This window comes from Candidatus Arsenophonus triatominarum (assembly GCF_001640365.1).
Taxonomy (GTDB): domain Bacteria; phylum Pseudomonadota; class Gammaproteobacteria; order Enterobacterales; family Enterobacteriaceae; genus Arsenophonus; species Arsenophonus triatominarum.
Map to the genome: position 1 here is coordinate 1 of NZ_LWMI01000051.1, position 3,439 is coordinate 3,439.

2 protein-coding genes and 1 pseudogene are annotated in these 3,439 nt (G+C 41.6%); all 3 read right to left on the reverse strand.

Annotation, left to right across the window (positions count from 1 at the left end):
* A pseudogene (locus AYJ55_RS29965) lies at positions 1-1,296 on the reverse strand (terminase large subunit); the annotation flags it as partial.
* A gap of 155 nt (positions 1,297-1,451) precedes the next feature.
* Positions 1,452-2,057, reverse strand: a complete 606-nt coding sequence (locus AYJ55_RS21250; protein WP_063657818.1) for a hypothetical protein — start codon at positions 2,055-2,057, stop codon at positions 1,452-1,454.
* A 260-nt stretch (positions 2,058-2,317) separates the two neighbouring features.
* The gene (locus AYJ55_RS21255) at positions 2,318-3,310 is read right to left on the reverse strand and encodes a tyrosine-type recombinase/integrase (protein ID WP_063657707.1); all 993 of its coding nucleotides are present in this window, start codon (positions 3,308-3,310) and stop codon (positions 2,318-2,320) included.
* Positions 3,311-3,439 lie beyond the last annotated feature (129 nt).

Here is a 3,439-nt window from a genome sequence, read left to right on the forward strand (position 1 = left end):
CTCGGACGCCCCACCAGGCTTGCGCCTTAATATTCGCGAACATATCTTTATTGGTTTTTCCCGCCACATATTTTGCGTCAGGTTTAAAGACAGCCCACCCGCGTTGAATCCGTTGCGGTGATATGACATGTCCGTCGTAGATGCGCTTTCACCCCTGCCCTACCCCCGATGGAGTCATAGATGATTTCATCGGCATGGACTTCCTCAGCATAGTTTTGACTCGGTTTGCTGAGCTGATCACGTCGCCTTTACTCCACTGCTGGCAATCCGTGACAACCGATCCGTGTACAAACGTGAGGGCGTTGCTGTCATCGCCCTCATCTGCAACGTCAAAACCGAGTCGTTTAGCCCCCGTTGTCAAAAACCCCAGTTTGATATGGGCATCAATGGCCGCCTGTACCCATTCGGCGGGAATTAAGATACCTTCAACAGACGCCTGATAGTTCAAATCCAGTTCCTGCGCCACAATGACCGGATTATCGATTTTCAGGCACTCTTTTTCGTACCATTGTTCATCTTTACGGGGTCATTGCGCCAGTGAAAGGTAAACACCGGAATACGTCCACTGTGGCGTTTTTGGGCAAAAGGATTGTCCATCCCATTAACCGAACTTAAGTCAATGCGGCAGCGGGTAGTTTGCGATAGGGCAGCATCAATCAATAGCGGACGAGGCAAAAAGGCGGCTTCGTCGACGAAATAGAGTGTCGTCCGGTCACCCCGTCCAATATTGTCCCCCGCTTCACCCTTGATAATGGCGCCGGTGTTTGGAAAATTGACCCGCATATAAGGCGCGTGTTTTTTCGCTACCCAGCCTCCCGAAACTCTTGCGGTAAAGTTTCAATAAACTTACGGGCTTTCCAGAACAACGCTTTCGGTCACCGGTGCTGTCAACATACTCTTCTTTGCGGGAGCCAAAGCCAATTACCATCTCTTTATTAAAGAGACATAAAGCGCATGCGAGTGCAATTGACGTCCAGCTTAAGCCCATTTCGCGGCTTTTTTCGGTAATACCGTTTCACGTCCTTTCCAGCGTGTCATTATCCAGTCAATCCATGCTTCCTGTTTCGGGAACAGCAAAAAAGGAATAGTCACCGGTACCCGTAATCGACATTTCGTGGGTCTGTCGTCATGCCCCCAGTCAATAATAAACTGCGCGGGGATTTATCCTTATAAAATCGGGTTAATCGTTTAAAACTTTCGGCTGCATGGCGTAACCTGTTGTAGACGCTCATCGCGCCACTCAAATACCTTAAAATAATCTGGTTTTTTAAAGTCAAAAGGAAAAGGTAACGGCATAGGAATTTGTCCGGAAAAAAGCGACTCCAAAAAAATATTTTGCACATAAACGTGTACATAAAAATACAAAAAATGGGGTTAAACTCATATAATCAATTGATATTAAATAAATATTTAAATTTAATATCATTTATAACATAAATAAGTAAGCGATTTTAACCCTTTACCCCATCAGTTTTTGGTACGCTTCTGCGGCCTCTTCTAAAGTCATTTCTCGAGTAATTGCATTTTGCGGTAGTATATCTTCTGGTAGGGCTACCTTGCAATTGCTTAATTTCCAGTAATAAGGTAGTTGGTATAGGAATGCCTTCTATCTCTAAAAATTGCGCGGCCTCTAGTGAAGTGATTTCGGCTGATTTTTTTCGCTCGAGTATCGATCTTAAGTATTCTTTTTGTTGATGCTTTTCATCGTTAAAGAAGACTTCATTGATCCCCATCTTTTTGTAAACGGCAATATCATTGTGACTAGGCAATACTTCTTCTATCGTTGTCGTTTCGCCGTCTGCCGTGGTTTTAATAATTTTGCGTTTTCGGATTTTGGTGTTTTGCCTTGCTGTTTCTGCTAGCTCTTTTTTCAAAATGTCGGCCGCATGATGAAAAGCATGATCAAATTCGTAATAATCCTTTCGCCAATTTCTAATCGTTTTTTCATCCACATGCAGCCATTTTGCAATGAAATGATTTGATACTTTGCCTTTCACCAAAGACAGGTTGATCACGTCATCAATATACGCTTTTTTATATTTAGCTTTCCCTGACATGACAACCTCTTTTTAACCTTTGTGCAACATTCGTAAAATTAGCCATTTTGGGTGCGGACTTATTTTGCGGAAGTATGCGAAAAAAATCCCTCTTCATGCGTTGTTATTATTAGGTTTTCCAATTTTTCAAAATGCGGAAGTATGACTGCGGAATTATGCGTTTTTGGCTATTCTGTAATTTTTTACCTGAATCCCTTTGATGTAAAGCAATTAAGGTTTTAACCCCATTTACCTTAATGATTAAAAAATGAACGCAAATGTTAAAAATTTAACTCAAAAATTGACCCTGAAAATCGACCGTAAATATTTGAGGTGGTCTCAATGTTTTTATGACCCAGCATTTTAGAAATAACATGAATATCATTCCGTTTTTTGATAAGACGTACCGCTGCAAAATGCCGTAAGTTATGAAATTTCCCAATCCTGAATTTTTCCAGTAATTCCTTAACAATTCCTGTCGTACTGTAATTTAACGACAGTCTTTTCACTGATTGACTGACAATTAATGGTTCATGTAACCCAAACTTGTTTTTATCCAATAGCGACAATAACCCTTTTGGCATCGGTAACAATCGCTGAACGTCAGCTTTTAAGCCTTCAATAACACCGTTTCGTGTTACATGTTTTGAGATATTCAAATATTCCCCTTGAATATCGCTATAATCCAATGCCAATATTTCGCTTATCCGAAGCCCAATCACCGATGCCAAGATGAAGGCAATCTTTTCTCTGACGGGCGCTTCTTCAATCATCCTATCCACATTCTCAAACGCCGGAATGAAAATAGGCTTTTCCCCTTTTCTTTTCAATTTTGGAATTGGACTGACACCAACATTTCGCATTGCTTTCAGCAGCAAATAGGCAGAATGCAGATGTTTAAGCGTATTTTCCGGTAAACCGTTAAATTCACTCGGGCGAATATTCAACGCCATTTTTGCTTGCAACGTTTCGTCAATCGAAAACAAGGCATGTTTAATCGTATCGAGCGAACTTTGCCGTAAATGCCCCGTTTCACACTGAAAGACCTTTTTCCCCACATAAAACTGAATCAACTTGCGAAGATGCCAATCTCGGCATTGCTCTTTTTCTTTTGCCATCATCGCCAAAAATCGCTCAGATTCGCTCAGAAAAAGAAAATGGCAAGCAGCTTCCCGCGTTTTAAAGCTTTTATGAAATCGTCCTGCTGGATTTTCGTAATGCACACGAAAACCCTCGCTATCATGGCGAGTTTTGACTTGTTTAATTGAACTCATTTGCGATTATCGCTTTGTTGTTAACCTGGCCACAATTTTTGCTTGATTAAGACAATCTTCTATCATCTTGCCTCTTCTACTAGCTGGCTGTTTGCGATAATAGCGGATGGCTTCACGGTGGCTAAGCTG

Excerpts from the sequence above, each read along its gene's own strand:
- AYJ55_RS21250 (WP_063657818.1), bottom strand. The coding sequence starts at position 2,057 with ATGTCAGGGAAAGCTAAATATAAAAAAGCGTATATTGATGACGTGATC.
- AYJ55_RS21255 (WP_063657707.1), bottom strand. The coding sequence starts at position 3,310 with ATGAGTTCAATTAAACAAGTCAAAACTCGCCATGATAGCGAGGGTTTT.